This is a genomic window from Nitrosomonas oligotropha, from assembly GCF_900106555.1.
Classification (GTDB): Bacteria; Pseudomonadota; Gammaproteobacteria; order Burkholderiales; family Nitrosomonadaceae; genus Nitrosomonas; species Nitrosomonas oligotropha_A.
In genome coordinates this window covers 43,251-60,610 of sequence record NZ_FNOE01000006.1, presented here as the reverse complement: position 1 = coordinate 60,610, position 17,360 = coordinate 43,251, and the positions used below count along the sequence as shown (strand labels likewise).

At 51.3% G+C, this 17,360-nt stretch carries 17 protein-coding genes; 9 read left to right on the top strand and 8 right to left on the bottom strand.

What is annotated here, in order from left to right; genetic code table 11:
- Positions 1 to 29: 29 nt before the first annotated feature.
- The 3 genes from BLU57_RS16000 to BLU57_RS05125 all read right to left on the bottom strand — a co-directional run bounded on the left by BLU57_RS16000 (position 30) and on the right by BLU57_RS05125 (position 2,784).
- Positions 30 to 182 carry a hypothetical protein gene (locus BLU57_RS16000; RefSeq protein ID WP_176776368.1) on the bottom strand — a complete coding sequence of 51 codons (153 nt, stop codon included), beginning with the start codon at positions 180 to 182 and terminating at the stop codon, positions 30 to 32.
- Positions 183 to 547: 365 nt separating this feature from the next.
- Complete coding sequence (locus tag BLU57_RS05130; RefSeq protein WP_090317295.1) at positions 548 to 1,849, bottom strand: cryptochrome/photolyase family protein; 1,302 nt, start codon at positions 1,847 to 1,849, stop codon at positions 548 to 550.
- A gap of 26 nt (positions 1,850 to 1,875) precedes the next feature.
- Positions 1,876 to 2,784, bottom strand: coding sequence for a TIGR01777 family oxidoreductase (locus BLU57_RS05125; protein WP_090317292.1), 909 nt, complete (start codon positions 2,782 to 2,784; stop codon positions 1,876 to 1,878).
- 133 nt (positions 2,785 to 2,917) lie between these two features.
- Here BLU57_RS05125 and BLU57_RS05120 point away from each other — a divergent pair, with 133 nt between their 5' ends.
- Complete coding sequence (locus BLU57_RS05120) at positions 2,918 to 3,769, top strand: adenosylcobinamide-GDP ribazoletransferase (RefSeq protein ID WP_256206132.1); 852 nt, start codon at positions 2,918 to 2,920, stop codon at positions 3,767 to 3,769.
- A gap of 93 nt (positions 3,770 to 3,862) precedes the next feature.
- Here BLU57_RS05120 and zapE read toward each other — a convergent pair whose 3' ends face one another.
- From zapE to BLU57_RS05105, 3 genes are read right to left on the bottom strand one after another with little or no spacing between them, the layout of a single operon-like run.
- Positions 3,863 to 5,068 (bottom strand): cell division protein ZapE, encoded by a 1,206-nt coding sequence (gene zapE, locus BLU57_RS05115; RefSeq protein WP_090317289.1) that lies wholly within the window; start codon positions 5,066 to 5,068, stop codon positions 3,863 to 3,865.
- 17 nt (positions 5,069 to 5,085) lie between these two features.
- The gene (locus tag BLU57_RS05110; RefSeq protein WP_090317286.1) at positions 5,086 to 6,462 is read right to left on the bottom strand and encodes an AmpG family muropeptide MFS transporter; all 1,377 of its coding nucleotides are present in this window, start codon (positions 6,460 to 6,462) and stop codon (positions 5,086 to 5,088) included.
- Positions 6,459 to 7,232: an exodeoxyribonuclease III gene (locus BLU57_RS05105; RefSeq protein WP_090317283.1), complete on the bottom strand. Its 774-nt coding sequence runs from the start codon at positions 7,230 to 7,232 to the stop codon at positions 6,459 to 6,461. Before BLU57_RS05105 ends, BLU57_RS05110 begins: the two co-directional genes overlap by 4 nt.
- 27 nt (positions 7,233 to 7,259) lie before the next feature.
- Between BLU57_RS05105 and pyrE the strand changes: the two genes are divergently transcribed.
- The 8 genes from pyrE (at position 7,260) to BLU57_RS05065 (ending at position 14,817) form a co-directional block, all read left to right on the top strand.
- On the top strand, positions 7,260 to 7,904 hold the full coding sequence (pyrE, locus tag BLU57_RS05100) for an orotate phosphoribosyltransferase (protein ID WP_090317279.1): 645 nt from the start codon (positions 7,260 to 7,262) through the stop codon (positions 7,902 to 7,904).
- 103 nt (positions 7,905 to 8,007) lie between these two features.
- Positions 8,008 to 8,622 (top strand): PEP-CTERM sorting domain-containing protein, encoded by a 615-nt coding sequence (locus tag BLU57_RS05095; RefSeq protein WP_090317276.1) that lies wholly within the window; start codon positions 8,008 to 8,010, stop codon positions 8,620 to 8,622.
- A gap of 221 nt (positions 8,623 to 8,843) precedes the next feature.
- Positions 8,844 to 9,071 carry an addiction module protein gene (locus BLU57_RS05090; protein ID WP_090317273.1) on the top strand — a complete coding sequence of 76 codons (228 nt, stop codon included), beginning with the start codon at positions 8,844 to 8,846 and terminating at the stop codon, positions 9,069 to 9,071.
- Positions 9,068 to 9,358: a plasmid stabilization protein gene (locus BLU57_RS05085; RefSeq protein WP_090317270.1), complete on the top strand. Its 291-nt coding sequence runs from the start codon at positions 9,068 to 9,070 to the stop codon at positions 9,356 to 9,358. Before BLU57_RS05090 ends, BLU57_RS05085 begins: the two co-directional genes overlap by 4 nt.
- Positions 9,359 to 9,381: 23 nt before the next feature.
- Entirely contained in the window at positions 9,382 to 10,161 is a 780-nt protein-coding gene (locus BLU57_RS05080; protein WP_143065035.1) for a hypothetical protein, read from the top strand.
- A 2-nt stretch (positions 10,162 to 10,163) separates the two neighbouring features.
- On the top strand, positions 10,164 to 10,886 hold the full coding sequence (locus BLU57_RS05075) for a hypothetical protein (protein ID WP_090317264.1): 723 nt from the start codon (positions 10,164 to 10,166) through the stop codon (positions 10,884 to 10,886).
- A 324-nt stretch (positions 10,887 to 11,210) separates the two neighbouring features.
- On the top strand, positions 11,211 to 11,678 hold the full coding sequence (bfr, locus tag BLU57_RS05070; protein ID WP_090317259.1) for a bacterioferritin: 468 nt from the start codon (positions 11,211 to 11,213) through the stop codon (positions 11,676 to 11,678).
- Between the two features lie 325 nt (positions 11,679 to 12,003).
- The gene (locus BLU57_RS05065) at positions 12,004 to 14,817 is read left to right on the top strand and encodes a CHASE domain-containing protein (protein ID WP_176776367.1); all 2,814 of its coding nucleotides are present in this window, start codon (positions 12,004 to 12,006) and stop codon (positions 14,815 to 14,817) included.
- Positions 14,818 to 14,834: 17 nt separating this feature from the next.
- On the opposite strand, the gene BLU57_RS05060 is transcribed toward BLU57_RS05065, so the two are convergent.
- Complete coding sequence (locus BLU57_RS05060) at positions 14,835 to 15,443, bottom strand: peptidoglycan L,D-endopeptidase MepK (RefSeq protein ID WP_090317252.1); 609 nt, start codon at positions 15,441 to 15,443, stop codon at positions 14,835 to 14,837.
- A 50-nt stretch (positions 15,444 to 15,493) separates the two neighbouring features.
- Positions 15,494 to 17,128 (bottom strand): L,D-transpeptidase family protein, encoded by a 1,635-nt coding sequence (locus BLU57_RS05055; protein ID WP_090317249.1) that lies wholly within the window; start codon positions 17,126 to 17,128, stop codon positions 15,494 to 15,496.
- Between the last annotated feature and the right edge of the window lie 232 nt (positions 17,129 to 17,360).

The following is a 17,360-nucleotide window of genomic DNA, read 5'->3' as shown; positions in this document are numbered from 1 at the left end:
GAGCCGTTTGATAATCAACCAGCCGATTATTATTTAGTGGGTTCAGCACCCAGCCTTTCGCCTGATTCAGGATCTTTGTATAAGCTTGGCGGTTTGTTGTATGGTTTTGGTTCGCCACATCCAGCAAGAATGGCTGTGGCTGTAAATGCGATAAAGGCGATAGCTAAGAGTGAGTATTTCATGAAAATCTCCTTTGTTATTAAAATCAAAAATTGTTTATCAACAAATTTAATGTCACGTTGGAACTTAATCAGCTACAAGCCATATCCCAAATCTAATTCAGCATTAAACTATCTTTCGCAGAAAAAGACCTTTTTAGAAGATCAAATGATTGTGCAACCTAAGTGCCTTCTAAACAAGATATGGTTTCATCACGAATAAGAAAATTACTTATTCCTAGTAAGGATAACACTAAAAAAAAAAGTATGGAATATATTACCAACTCTGCCAGCCTGGAAAATCAACAGTGGGCATAACAAGTCAGTAAATCGGTTAGCAGCCAAAAAGCAATAATTCAGGAACAAAACCGGAAGGTTATGCTGTTTAGCTACCCTACGGCCTGTTGGTACGCTTGCAAGCAGCGCTCGCGCGCGAATGTGTGATCAACGATCGGTGCGGGATAATTTAAGGTATGCCAATCGCTTACCCAGGTTTGAATGTAAGCGAACTGTTTGTCGAATTTTTCCGTTTGTGCACTCGGATTAAAAATCCTGAAGTAGGGCGCGGCATCAACCCCGCAACCCGCTACCCACTGCCAGTTGCCGACATTGCTCGCCATTTCATAGTCCAACAATTTTTGTGCGAAATACGCCTCGCCCCAGCGCCAATCGATCAACAGATGTTTGCACAAAAAACTCGCAGTGATCATTCTTACGCGGTTGTGCATGGTGCCGGTTGCATTGAGCTGGCGCATGCCGGCGTCGACGATGGGATAACCGGTGGTGCCTTCGCACCAGCGCTTGAATTCCGCCTCATTGTTGCGCCATTGGATGCGATCGTACTGCGGCTTGAAGCTGCGCTGTGGCGTATGCGGGAAATGCCAGAGAATCTGACTGAAAAACTCGCGCCAGATTAGTTCATTGCAAAAAATATCGCTACGCGGGAATGCATGTTGGAATATTTGCCGGATGCTGACCGTGCCGAAGCGCAGGTGCGGCCCCAGCAACGATGTGGCGGCTAACGACGGAAAATCGCGGTCGCGCGCGTAGTATTGCAGCCTGTCGTGTTCCACCCGGTAAGCGGGGATGGGCATTGCCGAGCGGGTAAAACCGATATCTGCCAATGACACATCCGGCAGCGCTGCTTGTTTGACCAAGTGGGTCAATTTGGCTGCGGTCGCGTAAGGTGTCAATGTTGTCTGGCTTTGTACCTTTCGCCATTTGCGCATGTACGGGGTGTATACCGTATACGCGCCGCCGTCGTCCTTGCTGATCTCATCTTTTTCAAACAGCACATGGTCTTTGTAGGTGCGAAGCGCTATCGCCTGTGCTTCCAGCCATTGGCGCACAGCTTCGTCCCGTTCGCGTGCGTACGGTTCATAGTCATGATTGGTGTAAACCGCGGTAATCGGGTGTGAACGCAGAATTTGCGCGAAAACATCCAATGGTTTGCCGTGATAGAGCGCGAGTGAGCTGGCATGCTTTGCTCCAAGTTCGGCACGCAGGGCTTGTACAGTATCGTAAATGAACGTGACGCGGGCGTCGTTCCACGGTAATCCGGCCAGAATGTCCGGATCGAAAATAAAAATGGGTAAAACCGGGCGTCCCGATGCCAGAGCATGCGAAAGTCCGGCGTTATCGTCCAGACGCAAATCGCGCCGGAACCAAAAAACTGCAATTGGGGTTGTCATGATATTGTTCTGCCGGACCGGAAAATTCAGTGATGGTTAAATAAATCCGCCAATGCCGCCGGTAAATGATCGAATTTGAATTGGAAGCCGTATTCTCCCAGCAATCTTTTGGGCGCGATGTGATAACTGTTCAAAGCCAGCGCGGCAGCTTCGCCTAATGCCAGCTTCAGGATAAATGCCGGGGTAGGGAAGAATGCGGGCCGGTGCAATACGTTTCCAAACGCTGTTGCAAATTCGCGGTAGCGCACCGGGTGGGGTGACACCGCATTGACCGGGCCTCGGTAGCGTGTATCCAGTGCAGCGTTACAGTAGACCGAAACAATGTCCTCGAGATGTATCCACGGCAGCCACTGCTGACCGTTGCCAACCGGCCCGCCCAAGCCCAATTTGAAAACTGGCAGCAATTTTTTCAGCATGCCGCCATGGCCGAGTACCACACCGGTGCGAATACTGACCCGGCGCACACCTTTGCTTTCGATTCTCGCCGCTTCTTGTTCCCAATCATGACAAATGGTTTGCATAAAACTGAGCTGCTCAGGTACAGCATACGATTCATCATAAAGATCATCACCCGTACCCGGATAAATACCGATGGCAGAGCCGCAGACAAAAGCCTGCAAGCTATCCGGCGCAGCCGCGACCAATTTTCTCGTACTGAGAATGCGCGATGCGTAAATCTCGTGTTTGCGCGCCTTTGCCCAACGGCCTTCACCCAGATTTTCACCCATCAGATTGATGATGATCTGGCAACCGTGCAGCGCTTCGGCGGGTACATCTTGCGTCGCATAATCCCATTCCAATGCGGGTACATTCAGCAGTTCGCTGGCCTTGCTGCTGTTGCGGCTCAGTACCGTTATGGTGTGTTGATCTTGCTGTAAACGCTGTACCAAATGCCGGCCGATAAACCCGGTTGCGCCTGTGATCAGTATGTTCATTTTGCCATGCTCATGAGCCGGTTGAAAATCAGTTTAGGATACACCCATTCCGGGGTTTTTTCAGTCCGCCGGTGCATTGAAACCGGTATCCGCGCGCAGAGGAAAAACAAGGTGCGCTATGGGTCCGCTCTGAATGATGTTCACTGATGTAGTCACTAGCGAAAAAAGCTGGTTGCCGCTACACTCAGCTCCCATGACGATCCCGTCGCACACTCCTTCTTCGAATCGACCTTTTTTCCAGCAGGAATGGCGCAGTTTTTTACTCGCTATCGGTTTCTTTACGCGCATTCCAGTCCCTGATTTGCCGGATTTTCAGGAACAGGAACTGAATCTGGCGGCCAAGTATTTTCCTTTGGTGGGCATCATGGTGGGGGCTTTTGCAGCCCTGGTGTACATGCTTGCCAGCACAGTGTTGCCGCAGGACATTGCTGTTCTGCTCAGCATGGTTGCTACCTTATTGCTGACCGGGGCCTTTCACGAAGATGGCTTGACGGATGCTGTCGATGGGCTTGGGGGCGGCTGGGAAAAGGAACAAGTGTTACATATCATGCAAGATTCCCGGATTGGCAGCTATGGTGCGGTGAGCATTATCATGGCGCTGTTGTTAAAATTTACCGCGCTGACGCATTTCTCGCCGCTGCTGGTACCGGCAGTGCTGGTAGCAGGCCATAGTGTGAGCCGTTTTTGTGCTGTGCTGGTGATGGCAACGCAACGCTATGTGAAATACGCAGGCAAGGCCAAACCGCTTGCGACCGTGATGCCGCTTACCCATCTGGGTATTGCCGCTGTGCCGGGTTTATTGCCGCTGCTTTGGTTGGAGTCCTCCTGGTACCTGGGCTTATTGCCGGTGGTAGCTGTCTGGGTGTGGTTTAGCCTCGTGATAAAAAAGCGCATCGGCGGCTACACGGGGGATTGTTTGGGCGCGATGCAGCAACTCACCGAAATCGCTTTTTATCTGGGTGTGCTGGCATGTGTGGCTATTTAGTGTGTTACATCAATAATTGCTGAGTTGGATACGCCACCCCAGGTATCGTGCTGCCGCTTGCACTTTCCGGTATCTGAGGAAAACTAAGTCTGTTCAGACGGCAATGATTTTGCCGTGACCTCTGGTCAGATAGTCTTCCGATTGCATTTCCGTCAAGCGGGAGACCGTGCGCTCAAACTCAAAACCAGCATCGCCATCGCTATATAGCGATGGCAGCGGTACGGCGGCGGAGCAGAGGAATTTGACGCCATGTTCGTACAATGCGTCGATAAAATGAATAAAGCGTCTGGCTTCATCGCTGTTTTCCTGGGTGAATTGCGGAATCGCAACCATGATGACAGTGTGATAGGCGCGGGCGATGGCGAGATAGTCGGCGGTGCCGAGCGGGTTGGCGCACAAGCGTTTAAACGAGAAAACGGCAACGCCGCGCGCCGCTTTCGGCACAAATAACCGGCGTCCCTGCACAATTAATTCTTCGCTCGGCACTTTGGCGCGGTCTTCCACGCGGCGGTCGGTGAGGCGGAAGAACGCCGCCGATAACTGCGCAGTGGTTGCCGCATTGATGGGGAAATAATAGGTTTCCGCGCCTTGCAAGCGGTTGTAGCGATAATCAACCGGTCCCTCGAGCGGAATAATGTCCAGCTTCTCCTTAATCTGCTCAATAAAAGGCAAAAAGCGCTGGCGATTCAGGCCATTCTTGTACAGATCATCGGGCGGGCGGTTGGATGTCGCCACTACCACTACACCCTGGGCGAACAATTCCTTGAACAGCCGCGTCAACACCATGGCATCGGCGATATCGGTGACTTGCAGCTCATCAAAGCACAATAGCTGCGCTTCCTGGATGATTTTGCGCGCAATGAATGGCATGGGATCGTCATCATTGGCGCGTCCGCCTTGCTGTATTTTTTCGCGCGCGGAAAGCTCATGCCAGGCTTTGAGTCGCGCGTGAATATCGAGCATGAATTCATGGAAATGCACGCGCCGTTTGGCTGTGACTGGTGCTATTGCATAAAATAAGTCCATCAGCATCGATTTGCCGCGCCCGACGCCACCGTAGAGATAAATCCCTTTCGGAGCCGGTTTGTTGTTGTTTAACCAACCGAACAATACCGTCGATAAACGCGATCTGGAACGCTCGCCGCGCGTGTGCCCGGCCGGAAGATCGATCAATTCCCGGTATAGACGCTCGAGTGCGGTTACTGCACTGGCTTGACCGGCGTCCGGCTTCAGCTCGCCCGCTTCGATCAGGGCATGGTATTCCGCTTCGGGGCCGGTTTTTTGTGACGCTTGTGACATGGATGAATGGTGGTGGTTTATTCGCTGGAATGGGCAAATGTGGCTTGTCCGGCCAGCCAGACCAGAACTAAAACGGGCAGGCCCAATAGCGCGGTGGCGATGAAGAAGCTTTCGTAACCGTAAGCGTCGACGAACTGACCGCTGAAACCGGCGATGAATTTCGGCAACAGCAACATCACCGAGCTGAATATCGCATATTGCGTCGCCGAATACGCCGAATTGGTCAGGCCGGATAGGTAAGCGATAAAAGCACTGGAGGCGATACCGGCGGAGAGATTATCGGCCGAGATGGTGAACACCAGCCCGCTGACATCGTGGCCGCGCCCGGCGAGCCAGACAAACAGCAAATTGGTCGCGGCGGATAACACGGCACCCAGAAACAGTGTGCGCATGATACCGATCTTCGCCGTCAGCACGCCGCCGATTGCAGCTCCAGCGATCGTCATGATCACGCCGTATACTTTGGAGATCGTCGCGACTTCGTCCTTGCTGTAACCCATATCAACGTAAAACGGATTGCTCATAACGCCCATGACGACATCGGAAATGCGGTAGATCGCGATCAATCCCAGGATGAGTAATGCCTGGCGCCCATGCCGCACGATAAAATCGCGGAATGGCGCGATTAGTGCACCGTACAGCCATACCAGCAGATTGCCGATGCGTGCAGGAAGTTGCCACTTCGCAATGGCTTGCCGGGCGATTTTCTCATTGTCGGAAATCAATCGGCTGTAAGGCACATCCGGTTCGCGGATGATCAGCGTCGTAATCATCCCGACCGCCATGCTGACCGCCATCACCAAATAAGCGAAGCGCCACGGCGCGTGATCGTAGGTATCGGCCGTTGTATCAATCGCGGCGGCGATCCACAGCACACCGGCGGAAGCCAGAATCATCGCGATACGATAGCCTGCTTGATAAGTCGCCGCCATCGCGCCTTGCAATTCCACTGCGACGGCTTCGATGCGGTAGGCATCCAACGCGATGTCCTGAGTCGCTGAAGCAAACGCCACCGCGAGTGCGAAAAATACCAAATGCGTCAGATTGGCGGCCGGGTCGGTTACGGCCATGCCTATCAGCGCGCAGGTAATGACGATCTGTGACAGCAACAACCACGCACGACGGCGGCCTAGCCAGCGCGTCAACAGCGGCAGCGGCAAGCGGTCGACCAGCGGTGACCACAGCCATTTAAAGCTGTACGCCAGGCCGATCCAGCTCAAATAGCCGATGGTTGCGCGGTCGATGCCTGCTTCACGCAGCCAGAACGACAATGTGCCCATGATCAGCAGCAGTGGCAGCCCGGCGGAAAATCCCAGCGACAGCATGCCAAGCACGCGCGGGTGCGTATAAACCCGCAGCGCTTGCAACCAGCTGGACGGTACTTGAGTGGTCATAACAGGTGGTCGTAATCGACGATCAGCGGCGCATGATCGGAGAAGCGCTCGTCTTTGAAAATTGAGGTGCTGCGGGCTGTTTGCGCGATGGCGGGCGTGGCGATCTGATAATCAATGCGCCACCCGACGTTTTTCGCCCAAGCCTGGCCGCGATTCGACCACCAGGTGTATTGATCGGGCTCGGTGTTCAAGCGGCGGAATACATCGACAAAACCGATTTCATCGAACACATGAGTCAGCCAGGCCCGTTCTTCCGGCAGGAATCCGGAATTTTTCTGATTCGAGCGCCAGTTTTTCAAATCGATTTCCTTGTGCGCGATATTCCAATCGCCGCACAAAATGATTTCTCGCCCGCTGGTCATCAGGTTTTGCAATACCGGATAGAATTGCTCCAAAAAATAGAATTTTGCTGCTTGCCGGTGCTCGCCGCTGGAGCCGGACGGCAGGTAAAGCGACACGATACTCAGATTGCCGAAATCCGCTTGTAAAAAACGCCCCTCGGCATCGATATCCGCAACGCCGATGCCCTCGACGATGCGATCCGGTTTTTTACGCGAATAAATGCCCACGCCGCTATAGCCTTTTTGCTCGGCGCAATGAAAATAGCCATGATAATCGTCCGGCGCTTGCATCTCGGCGGAAAGGTCGGGCAATTGCGCTTTTAATTCCTGCACGCACACCACATCCGCCGTTTGCTGGGCCAGCCAGGGGAAAAAGCCTTTTTTCGCCGCCGCGCGGATGCCATTGAGGTTAAGCGTTATAATTTGCATCTTTTTTATTTCGGGATGGTTAAGTGTATGTCCGATTTCCGGCAAGCCTTCATTCAATTCGCCATCGAGCGCAACGTGCTGTGTTTTGGCGAATTTAAAACCAAAGCGGGGCGCATGTCGCCGTATTTTTTTAACGCAGGACTCTTCAACGATGGCGATGCCTTACGCAAACTCGGGCAATTTTACGCCAAAGCGATCGTCGATGCCGAGCTTCCGTTCGATACCCTGTTCGGTCCCGCTTATAAAGGTATTCCATTGGTCAGCACCATCGCTATCGCGCTAGCTGAAATGGACAAGAACTATCCATTTTGTTTCAACCGCAAGGAAGCCAAGGATCATGGCGAAGGCGGCGTGCTGGTCGGCGCGCCGATGCAAGGCCGGGTGTTGATCGTCGACGACGTTATTTCCGCCGGTACCTCGGTGCGCGAATCGGTCGAACTGATCAAAACTGCAAGCGCAACACCCGGCGGTGTCGTGATCGCGCTCGACCGCATGGAGCGCGGTACCGGTGAGCTTTCGGCGGTGCAGGAAGTGCAGCAGACGCACGGTCTGACAGTCACGCCGATCATTGATCTGGACGATTTGGTCGCTTATTTGCATCATCATCCGGAACTGGCGCAGCACTTGCAGGCGGTGCAACGCTACCGGGATCAGTATGGTGCGATTTATTAATGGCGTTTTTCGCTACCAGGTTTGACTCCACATTCTTCTTTCGCTACATTAACTTCTCGCAACAAAGTGTTTATTTTTAAAAACTTCCATAAGGAGTGTTTCAATGAAAAAATCACTCGTCAATGCATCCTTGATGTTGTGTTTAGTCGGCGGTACCTCGGCGCATGCCGCGGTGACGCTGTATACCTCGCAAGCCGATTATTTGGCAGCGGTCGGAGCAACAACCAACTACATCGACTTTGCCGGATCTCCGGCGCTGACCGTCAACGGCGGCAGCTTTAGCTCGGCGGTTACGTTCGGCACCTGCGACCTCGGATTGGCAAGTTGCAGTTCCAGCGTGTTTCATAACAGCGACGGCATCACCGATACCGGCGGCGTTGCCGCGCCGAATTTTGTCGCGGCAGTCGGCGGCCACTTCACCAATCCGGTGCACGCTTTTGCTTTTAACTACATCAGCGGCGGCATGGGTTCCATCGAATTGAACGGATCGACAGTCGTTCCGGTTGGCAACACAACCTCGGGGTTTGTCGGCATCGTATCGACGGACCCGATCGATGGCTTTGTCGGACTCAATTACATTTTTCCATCCACCGGCGGCCGTGACCGCTATTTCATCGACGATTTCTACATCAACCCAGTACCGGAACCCGGTGTATGGGCTATGCTGCTCGCCGGTTTGGGTTTGCTAGGATTGCGCGTTGCCAGAACACGCGGATAGGTTTTCGTTTTTGAATCGGGTGGAGTCAGAGGCTGTTCGGATAGTTTCTGGCTCCATTTTCATTATTTCAGCCAACTACGAAAAGAGATTGTGGAAGATTTTCTGCAGCAGGATGATAGCCACATCAGGCAGCGGTTCAGGATAGCAGTTAGCGTCAGCAGTTTGGATGTTATTATTGCGTGAATTATGTATCTGGTATCTGATTTGCAGGGGGTATAACGATGAATTCAAAAAAAATGATCGAAGAGATTACTGCACTTCCAGTAGAAGAACGTGTGATGATCATTGATTCACTGCTTCGCAGTCTCAACCAACCTGAATCCGAAATCGACAAAAAATGGATCACAGCTGCTCAACAACGCTTGATGGAAATGCGTTCCGGAACTGACAGTACAGCGATACCGGGCAACCAAGTCTTTGACAGGATCTGGCAACGCTTTCAAAAATGAATTACTGGTTTCACCCTGATGCGGAAAGCGAATTTAATCAAGCGATCGACTACTACGAGGAGATTGAAACCGGACTTGGTTATGATTTCGCCATCGAAGTATATGCAACGATACAACGCTCGATTATTTATCCAAACTCATGGCCTGTTTTGGAAGGTGATATCCGGCGTTGTCTGGTCAGACGCTTTCCGTACGGTGTTTTGTATTCGATCGAGCCCAATGGATTGTTCATTCTAGCCATTATGAACTTGCACCGTGATCCGGATTATTGGAAGCATCGCAGGTAGTATCATCTATTTCAAAATAGCGTGTGATCACTTTTGTAACATCAACACAATTTAATTTCTCTTCTTGGCAAAACCTAAAATTATCAAATATTGAGCAAGTAATGAATAGTGAGATTATTACCATAATAAGAGAGATAGAACATTTACAAGAGCGATTAAATGCAAATCATCAGATCATCTTCTCAAAAATTCATAACATCCAATCCTCAGATAGGCGCTTGACAGTTTTTACCCAATTATTTGGGATTCTTGATCGAGCAAAAATGGGTTTTGAGTATTCACATTTCTCACTGAATTCCGAAGAGATCAAAGCTAGTATGTTTTCTGGTTTAACGAATGATGAATTCATTCAACGAGTCAATTCGTTTATTCACTTTATCGCAATAGAAATGAATCATGCATATTTCAGCGTAATTGAAGCTTTTTTGCGACAAATTCTACGTGTGTCAGCTAAAAATTCACCCCAAAACTTTTGGGAGCTAAAGGAGTCGATTTTAAAAACACTTAACCTCCAACAATGGGCAGAGTTTTTGAGATTCTATAGTTATATTCGAAATACTCAACATAATAATGGGCTCTTTTTTCCAAGCGATCAGAAAGATGTCGAAGTTTCATACAAAGGAAAAATTTTTCCATTTATCTGCGCCCAAAAGATTGAATTTTTAAATCCTGATTTAAGATTAATACTTGTGAGTGACGGTAATTCATTTGTTTATGATGTCTGTACATCTGAGAAAATTATTGCACTCCCATATATTCCTGATCCATCTCATTTTGAATACACACCAATTAGTGAGGTTTGATCATGTTTAAACACGCCACTTTCATTGCCGCCATTGTCGTCTTATCCGGTTGCGCAACACTCCGGCAAGACACCACAATCGCCTACACCCGTGCAGTCGACGACGCGGCAGTTGCCGAATCGAACGAAATCAGCGACCGGTTGTTCGCCATCAATTCAGCGAATCAAGCGTTGCAATGGAAGGACGGCAAGGTGCTGGTGGTGAGCTGGAAGAGCAAATCTTCCTATGAATCGAACTATAAGAACCAGACGTATACTGCGCCGCAGGAGAAGTATGTGACTTGGGTGACGGCGGCGCCACAGTTGCAGGCGTTTTGCCAGGATTTCGTCAAGAATAATCCGCATGGGGATCTCAATCAACGCTTGAAACAATATCTGGGACTTAATCCCGATTGGAATTACGATGTGTTTATCGAGTTGTGGGTCGATCCGGCGGATGTGTTCCGGCCTTGTGTCGATCCGGAGATTGACGATGGCAGTTGTCAGCTCAAATTTGCCGAAGACAAAGTTCCAACGGTGAAGAATATCGCCGATTATCCGGTTTTCTACAAGAATCTCTATTTCAACGATTTCCGCTACCGCCCCGGCGTGCCATGGACTGGCTTAGGTTACACCTACGATTGGGGTAATCCGGCAAGCCGTGTCGGCGCGAGTGAGTATATTCTCAGTCCTGGCTCACCGTATCAAATCGAGCGGGTCGTGGAGACGGCCGAATATTGCCGCTAAGTTTTGCGTTGGATGTGAGCCGTGTTTCCCGGGCAGGCGTCGACCATATGGGATTTGTGGCGTGCCCGTTTTTGAATCCGGTCAGTTTCTTTGAATCGCGGTGCATAATTACTGGCCAAGTTCCTGCTGCTTCCCTTGCCATTCACATATACATAATGATAACGGTATCAAGAATTATTATCGTTTTTAATCAATAATTTGTTGTTGTTTTTGTAGTTTTTGGCTCGTATAATGCCGGGTGTTTGCAAAATACATCACGGCTCTTGTGCGCTGCGAAATCTGTCAAGAGCTGCCTGTCACCCAATAGCGTAGAGGAGCACCATCATGAAAGGCAATCCAAAAATTATCGATTTGCTGAATAAACTGCTGGCCGAGGAACTGACGGCCATAGATCAATATTTCGCCCATTCGCGCATGTACGAAGATTGGGGATTCAACAAGCTGTATGAACGCATCGATCACGAAATGAACGATGAAAAACAGCATGCCGATCATTTGATCAAACGGATTTTGCTGCTCGAAGGCGTGCCAGTGATCGGTAACCGCAGCCCCTTGCGGATTGGCCGGGATGTGCCGGAAATGCTGCAGAACGATCTGACGTTGGAGCGTTCGGTGATCAGCGCGTTACGCGATGCCATCGCGATTTGCGAACAGGAACGCGATTACCAAACGCGGGAAATTCTCGAGAACCTATTGGCCGAAACCGAGGAAGATCATGCGCATTGGCTGGAGCAGCAATTGGGATTGATCAACCGGGTAGGGCTACAGAATTATTTGCAATCGCAAATGTGATTGTGGATGTATCGCTCATGCCGCCAAGAATGGACTGTGTCATGAGCGATCACTTCAAGCCGGTCTCGTACTCACGAAATCACGATCGGCTAGGATTCACCCGGTAGCCTGAACAATAGTCCGTCAACCGGCTACCGGTTGTTACAAAGAATACCTTCTGAAGCTTGTCATTGCCTCCGGAATCAGAAAAACGAATTCCGGAGTACGATTCCGCATATAATCACAACGTTAGTGCAGCTTAATCCGCTATCGGCCGGATCAATCCTCTTCTATAACCAATTTTATTTGCATGCTGGATCAGACCCGAACATCAACTGGAGTGTCTTTGAAGATCATACGGCACAATGCATTTGCGGCTACCGGTTATGCCCTGTTAGGCTTCCTGGGGTTGTTGCTCGCGATTCCGCCGGGTTATGCGAGTCCGGTGTTTCCCGCCGCTGGCTTGGCGCTGGCGCTGACACTGGTGTTGGGTTACCGCGTGTTACCGGGCATCTGGGTCGGTTCGATGGGACTCAATGTCTGGGTTGCATGGAATCATAACGCTTTCACGCAGGATAGCATCCTGATCGCTGCGTTCTTAGGCATGGGTGCGATGCTGCAAGCGGCCATTGGGGCTTGGCTCGTGCGCCGGTATATCAAGGACCGCTGGCAAACTTTGATGCGGGAACAAGAGATCTTCGCTTTTTTTCTGCTGGGCGGCCCGTTGTCTTGCGTGATTTCGGTCAGTATCGCGCATCTGACACTGTTTTTTTCCGGTGCTATCCATGCCGACGATATCACTTGGTCGTGGTGGAACTGGTGGGCTGGCGATACTTTCGGGGTGCTCGTTTTTGCGCCGCTGTTGCTGGCTTTCTTCGGCAAGCAATCCTGCTGGAAAACGCGGAAGATCGTCATTGCACCCATTATGCTGATTCTGGTGGTGCTGATCGTGACCGGATTCGTTAGCACATCGAGACTCGAAAATAGACAACAGCACGCCGAAATTCAAAGCATCGGGCAAAACATTGCTTTCCTGTTACAGGAGCGTTTCAACGCCTACAACGAAACGCTATCGGCATTGCGGCGTTTGGCCGAGTTAAATCCGGCTATGAGCTACCAGCAATTCGATTATTTTACGCAAGAAATATTGCAGGAATCTCATGGTATTGCAGGACTAAGCTACAATTATTTTGTGCGTGACCGGGATCGGCAACAGTTCGAGCAGACTCAATCCGGAAGTGTTCCCGGGAAACCGTTCCACATAACCGAAATGGACGCGCAGGGCGAAATAACCGTTGCTAGCAAGCGTCCGGAATATATCGTTGTGACCTATATCACGCCGCTTGGAAGCAATCTAAGAGCGATCGGTTACGACATTTATTCCAATCCCGTCCGGGCGGAAGCCATTGACCGCGCCCGGCATTCCAGTCAGCCAGCGGCCACTGGTTTGATCAATCTGGTGCAGGATCAACATAATAAAGCCGGCATATTGGTACTGCATCCCGCTTACCGCCAGAATTTTGATCAGAGCGGCCCGGAACATGCAGCGGAATTTATCGGTTTTGTGGTGGGGGCATTGAAAATTCCCGATATGGTCAAATCCGCTACCGGCAGCATCGCAACGTCAGGTATTGTGTTTCAATTGAGCGATTCTGCCGGGCAACGCGATAGTCAATTGTTGTTCAGTTCAGCGCCAGGGGTTTCAATAGATCCTCGTTTCGATTGGCGGACAACGCTGATGATGGCCGATCGCAGCTGGGAATTAGTCATTTTCCCGGACGCGAAATGGTTGAGTGCGCACCGGCCATGGCAGGCGTGGACGCTGTGCTTCGCCGGGTTGCTCGTGGCGAGCATGCTGCAAATGCTGATGCTAGTCACCACGGGCCGGACCCTGCTGATTCAGGAAACCGTCGATGAGCAGACGGCGCAATTGCGTGCGAACAGCGAAGCGCTCCGGCAGGCTATGGTCGCGGCAGAATCGGCGAATTTAGCCAAGAGCCAGTTTCTGGCCACGATGTCACATGAAATCCGGACGCCGCTGAATGGCATTCTGGGTATGGCCTACCTGCTGCAAATGCCGGACATCAACGATAACGAGCGATTGGACTATGCCCGGGTGATCATCACTTCCGGAAACAATTTGCTGGTCATACTCAATGATATCCTTGACTTGTCCAAAATCGAGGCCGGACAGATCAAATTGGAAAATCATGTTTTTGATCCCGGGCAACTGCTGCTGGAGACGGCGGCGCTATTTGCCGAGAGCGCGAATATGAAGGGACTGGCACTCGATGTGTCATGGCACGGAGAGCCGCAAATGCGCTACTGCTCGGACTCGTTCAGAATAAGCCAAATGCTGGCCAATCTGGTCAACAATGCCATCAAGTTCACGCCGCAAGGTTTTGTGCGTATCGAAGCACGCGAACTTAGAAATGCATCCGCGGAAACTTTGCTGGAGTTTACGGTGACCGATAGCGGCATTGGCATTCCCGCGGACAAGCACGATAAATTATTTAAACCGTTTTCCCAAGTGGATGCCTCGACCACTCGTCAATACGGCGGTACCGGTCTTGGTTTGTCCATCGTGCACCACTTGGCACAATTGCTGGGAGGCAGTGTTGGTGTCGAAAGTCAGGAAGGTAAGGGCGCGAGAATATGGTTCCGGGTCCGTGCTACCCCGGCCAGCGCTGGTGATGCAAGCAATCCTGCCGCGAGCGATACTCGCATTACCGGTGAAGTACCGGTAAGAACAGCTTCTCCGCAAGCCGGGGTGATTTTGGTGGCTGAGGATAATGCGATCAGCCGCACGGTCATCGTTGCTTTACTGGAGAAACAAGGATTCCGCTGCAAAGTTGTTGAGAATGGCCAGGAAGCGGTTAATGCGGTCATGCAGGGAATGCAACCGGCGCTTGTGCTGATGGATTGCGAAATGCCGGTGATGAACGGGTATCAAGCGACGGAGAAAATCCGTCAATGGGAACGGGAAACCGGAAAAGCACACCTGCCTATCATTGCCTTGACTGCAAATGCCTTCGAGGATAACCGTCAGCGCTGCTTTGCCGCAGGTATGGATGATTTTCTTGCCAAACCCGTCAATATGAATCTGTTAGTGGTGGCCCTGAATAAGTGGGCCAATCGGCACACTGGCTCCAGCCACTAAAAAGATTATTCAATCCGTTACCAGTAACGGAAATTTCCCGTATCCAAGTGAATAAAGTTGGAAGAAGGATAATAACCGACGCCACCGGCTTGCAGCGACATGGCAGCAGAGCGGATATCGGAGAGTTTACGACCGGGCAAGCGGATATCGATGGCTTTGCCGTGCGTATGCATGCTGTTTTTGGCGACGCCGCCGCTTTGTTCGGCCAGTTTGGCGTTGGTGGCGGGGGAGCGGTACGCGGAGATGACATGGAATTCTTGTTTGGTGCCTAGTTTGTGTTGCAGCAGGTAAAGCAGGTCAAAAAGCTGGGGATCTATCGAGCGGCGGTCGCCGGTGCGGTGATCGCGCAGCACATAATTGATAGCGCGCATACTTTCCGGGATATAACGTCCATTGGCCCAGAAGGTTGCGTGCGTGCGTTCGCCGGTGTGTAAATTCAGAAAACTCAGCTTTTTCTCGAACGGTCTTCTGATCGCCGCATGCGCAGTCGATGCGCCCATCGGTAGCGCCAGTGCGGCGCAAGCACCTAATCCTGCACGTAAAAAACGGCGGCGGCTTAATTCGGGTTGTTGGGTAGTTTCTGATAATTCTGATAAGTTAGCTTGATTGAAGAAACCTCGTATCATCGGCTGTTTTCTCCCTGAAAATCTTGCGAATGTGTGCGAATAATCAATTGCTACCAGCGAGCATAACGCAAAGCGTTGGAATCTCGGTCATAAATATCGGGGTAAAACTGCACCAATTTGCTTGGTTCATCAACCCAGGCCGTAATATACACTAAGTAAATCGGCAGTGGTTTAGGTAAATGCTTGGTGATGGTCTTCTCGCTGTCCAAATCCTCGACAAATTTTTCCGGTAAGTTCTCTTGATTCAAAGCAAAAGCGGCCAATTCCAGTGGTTTCTCCAGCCGGATGCAGCCGGAGCTGAACGTGCGGATATCTCTCTGGAACAGCGATTTGGACGGCGTATCGTGCAGATAAATGTCGAAAGAATTGGCGAACATGAACTTGATCCTGCCCAGCGCGTTGTGTTTGCCGGGATCCTGGCGCAAGAAATAAGGAAATCCTCGCTTGAGTTTATGCCAATCGATCGTTTCCGGGTCGATGGCTTCGGCGTTGCGGTTATTGCCGGGATAAATCTTGAAGCCGCCCTGCGTGAAGAACATCGGGTCGCTCTGCTGCTTCGGCAATAAATCCTTGGTGGCGATACTGACCGGAACATTCCAATAAGGATTCAGCACCATATGCGACAGCGCGCCGTTGAAACTGGGCGTGCTGCGATAATCGCGCCCAACGATGATGCGCATATCCAGAACTTGCTCGTCGTTTTCAAACGCGGAAAGCTTGAAACCGGCGGTATTGACCAGCAAGTAGCGCGCACCCAGATTTCTCGGCAGCCAGCGCAAGCGCTCCATGTTGATGCGCAGCTGGCGGATTTTCCAGGTCAGCGGCCGGTTCATGGCGCGGAGCGTGTTCTTACCGATCACGCCGTCGCTGTTCAAGCCATGTTGCGCTTGAAACGCCTTGACCGCTGTCACCAGCTCGTGATCGTAGTGCTGGTTCCCGCTGGCGGCGATGTGATATTCGGCAACGCCATCGGCCGCATACGCTTGCACCATGCGCTGCCGGATCAAGGGAATGTGCGGGTGTGTGTCGCCCGGCCGTATCGAAGGTGAAGTGGGAATATGAACCCATTCGGTGTGATTGCCGGCAAGCTGGCGATAGTGCGCCAATGTCTGCTTGAGCGACTGATAACTGGGATTCTTCGGGGATAACTCATCGAATGCGGGTTGCAAACGGTCTTTCTTGAGCGCTTCCTGCAAGAACGCGACGGCATCGAAAGTGCGTTGTGGAATGTGCCAATCCTTGTCAGCCGCAGCGGCCGTCAAGTGACCGCGCGCCAAATCCCGCGCCAGCATCAGCACTGCATGCGTCGTCAGCACTTCCAGCTCGGCTGCTGCGGATGAAGACTGCCCGGCGTGATGCTGCAATTGCTGCAAATGTTGCAGTTGATAGTCTTCGCTATCCAGCCCTTCGGTTTCCGCATTTGCGATGAACGTTAACGCCGTTTCAAGCAAAGACGACACCGGGTTTGTGACCCATACCGGCTGAGAATTCCGCGTGGCATAGAATCGCTGCAAGTCGGCAAGCCCGTTTTTGCTCAACGAAAGCGACGCGGGTTTTGCGAGTTGCCGTTCGATTTCTTTCGCATCCGCGATCAATGCGAGGGTAATCGATGGATTGAACAGAAGAAACAAACAACAGAAAAATTGGAAATGCGGTAAGAACAGTTTATTTTGAAAGCGGCGCACGCAGCGGTTCCTTTGCTGAACAGTGTGATTAAATGGGTTGCCGGGATTTTATCATCAATGCCGTACGGTCATGTGTGTGCCTGAGAGGTGGAATCACCTTTTATTTTCTGCTTTGCGCGGTGTGAAAATCTGATCTATTGGATTGTGCAGCAGCATCATTGACGGAGTCTGCGCCTTTCCGTATATTTTTCCCGCAACAGAAACCCTGAATAAATCATTGAGAAAAAATACC

Excerpts from the sequence above, each read along its gene's own strand:
- BLU57_RS16000 (WP_176776368.1), bottom strand. The coding sequence starts at position 182 with ATGAAATACTCACTCTTAGCTATCGCCTTTATCGCATTTACAGCCACA.
- BLU57_RS05130 (WP_090317295.1), bottom strand. The coding sequence starts at position 1,849 with ATGACAACCCCAATTGCAGTTTTTTGGTTCCGGCGCGATTTGCGTCTG.
- BLU57_RS05125 (WP_090317292.1), bottom strand. The coding sequence starts at position 2,784 with ATGAACATACTGATCACAGGCGCAACCGGGTTTATCGGCCGGCATTTG.
- BLU57_RS05120 (WP_256206132.1), top strand. The coding sequence starts at position 2,918 with ATGATGTTCACTGATGTAGTCACTAGCGAAAAAAGCTGGTTGCCGCTA.
- zapE (WP_090317289.1), bottom strand. The coding sequence starts at position 5,068 with ATGTCACAAGCGTCACAAAAAACCGGCCCCGAAGCGGAATACCATGCC.
- BLU57_RS05110 (WP_090317286.1), bottom strand. The coding sequence starts at position 6,462 with ATGACCACTCAAGTACCGTCCAGCTGGTTGCAAGCGCTGCGGGTTTAT.
- BLU57_RS05105 (WP_090317283.1), bottom strand. The coding sequence starts at position 7,232 with ATGCAAATTATAACGCTTAACCTCAATGGCATCCGCGCGGCGGCGAAA.
- pyrE (WP_090317279.1), top strand. The coding sequence starts at position 7,260 with ATGTCCGATTTCCGGCAAGCCTTCATTCAATTCGCCATCGAGCGCAAC.
- BLU57_RS05095 (WP_090317276.1), top strand. The coding sequence starts at position 8,008 with ATGAAAAAATCACTCGTCAATGCATCCTTGATGTTGTGTTTAGTCGGC.
- BLU57_RS05090 (WP_090317273.1), top strand. The coding sequence starts at position 8,844 with ATGAATTCAAAAAAAATGATCGAAGAGATTACTGCACTTCCAGTAGAA.
- BLU57_RS05085 (WP_090317270.1), top strand. The coding sequence starts at position 9,068 with ATGAATTACTGGTTTCACCCTGATGCGGAAAGCGAATTTAATCAAGCG.
- BLU57_RS05075 (WP_090317264.1), top strand. The coding sequence starts at position 10,164 with ATGTTTAAACACGCCACTTTCATTGCCGCCATTGTCGTCTTATCCGGT.
- bfr (WP_090317259.1), top strand. The coding sequence starts at position 11,211 with ATGAAAGGCAATCCAAAAATTATCGATTTGCTGAATAAACTGCTGGCC.
- BLU57_RS05060 (WP_090317252.1), bottom strand. The coding sequence starts at position 15,443 with ATGATACGAGGTTTCTTCAATCAAGCTAACTTATCAGAATTATCAGAA.